Origin of the sequence: Xenorhabdus thuongxuanensis (assembly GCF_001908095.1) — a bacterium.
Classification (GTDB): Bacteria; Pseudomonadota; Gammaproteobacteria; order Enterobacterales; family Enterobacteriaceae; genus Xenorhabdus; species Xenorhabdus thuongxuanensis.
The window spans coordinates 1-1,814 of the sequence record NZ_MKGR01000069.1; the positions used below are offsets into that span (position 1 = coordinate 1).

The 1,814-nt window shown below is 44.0% G+C and carries 1 protein-coding gene and 1 pseudogene; both read right to left on the minus strand.

What is annotated here, in order from left to right; translation table 11 throughout:
- Positions 1-803: 803 nt before the first annotated feature.
- Positions 804-1,310 (minus strand): hypothetical protein, encoded by a 507-nt coding sequence (locus Xentx_RS17970; protein ID WP_244149909.1) that lies wholly within the window; start codon positions 1,308-1,310, stop codon positions 804-806.
- A pseudogene (locus Xentx_RS17975) lies at positions 1,264-1,632 on the minus strand (IS1 family transposase); the annotation flags it as partial. The gene Xentx_RS17970 and the pseudogene Xentx_RS17975, both read right to left, overlap by 47 nt.
- Positions 1,633-1,814 lie beyond the last annotated feature (182 nt).

Here is a 1,814-nt window from a genome sequence, read left to right on the forward strand (position 1 = left end):
TTACCTAAATCAAGCGCCATAAACACACTGCCCAGAAAATCACCGGGTTCCTGCGCCAGTCCCAGCACGGTACAGGAAAAGAGTTCTACAATCCGGTCATGCTCCCCGTTCAGGGCCTGATCTCATCAGGATGAACGCCTCATTATCTTGACGTGATGAATTTCTCCTTAATTTTTACTGCATCAGCCTGCAATCAGGCAATGGGTTGAAAATCCGATAGGACAATCGTTTATCCATCAGACAACAGGGTGGTTAATAGTCTGTTTTACGTGGTTTCACTGAGTAATGCGGGATTCAAATCGGTCGTAAAGCCAGACCGGATGGGCTCTGGACGTTGGCCGCTTTGCGGCGTCACTTGGTCATCGCTTCGCTCAAACACAAGTGACGCCGCGTAATTTTCGTGACGTTTATCGTGATAGATACAAAACGTGGGTGAATGTTGTACCGGTTAAAACGGTCTCGTTTAACGTAAGACAGGGCCTATTTTGCCCTGTTGTGTGAATAGCCGGTGATGAATAACACCGGGAAACTTTCATCCTCAGACGATGGGTTAGGTGTCCGGGGATATCTGCTTCCAAAAGTGCGCAGATGTACCGCATGGTATGCACTCCCTTGCAGGCTACGGGAGTTTTCGTTTGCCGCTTAACGCTGATCCTTACAGGCAATGGATCATGGGTAACAGTTAAGTACCTTATCGATTAGGTTGAGCAAGGTCAAACTTTTGTTCGATATTAAGGTGAGAAATTCAGCGAAAAAGTCCCAACGTCAGGGTAAATCCATAACCTATCAGGAACACCATTCCCTTATACTTTAATCTCTAAAGGATGTTTATATTTAATGCCGGTTAATTCTGACAAATCGACCTCTTTTCCTGTCGTGAGAAAAAGGTTTCTGCGCCTCAGGTTGTACAGGTGAAGGCAATGCTCACACATATCAGCCACATTCGCCGGATTTTTGATTGCCTTGAGTGTCCTGACTGCGTATTTACCACATCGGCACCGCACGACATAGATGGCACTGTTTTTATGGTTACCCCGTTGCGATAAAGGACGAACCCCTAACACGGTAAAAAAGCCATATTCATAACCCTGGACCTGCATCAGTATGTTGATTAAATTGAGTTCTCTTTTATTTAAACGCAAATCATACGTCGTTTTATAAGGAATAAAATGACTGGAGCGTTTTTGAATTTTCTTTCTCTTATCATTTTTATCGGTATCACTCATCACTTTTCCGGTCATGTATTCAAATCGTTGATCACCCTCAAACATAATATTCACGTTCAATGAAAGTGCCAATGATTTTGTCATGCATTTCAGGTGACTTTGAATAACCAAGTGTTTTACGGTTCAGGCGCTTAATTCGGTTACGTAACGTTAAATTTTCACGTTCAATACGTTGAGTAAAATATTTTCCAACCAGATGGTTGGCTGAAGGCAGTAAATTATAGGCACGATAATTATCAGTACACCAAAAGGCCACCTTGCATTTAGACAGTTTTTTCAATAACTTTTTCAGCGTTTTCTTGTTTCGTCTACCAAAAGCATGCGCAATGATACGTTTTAGGCGAGGCTCCCAAGCATACCATAACCAACGCTGGCACTTTTTATTCCCGACGAATGACCACATTTGGTGAGTAGACCTGCCCAGTCACCCGGGCAGATCCCTCCTCAGAACCGGACATGCAGAACTACCGCATCCAGCTCCCGACAGATCCCAGTCGTCACACCTATTCAGCAAGAATTGAACATTGAATGGACTTTCCAGCTTGAAGGATAACCCAGCACTTTCAGGATCAGAGTCAGCTTTTCCCA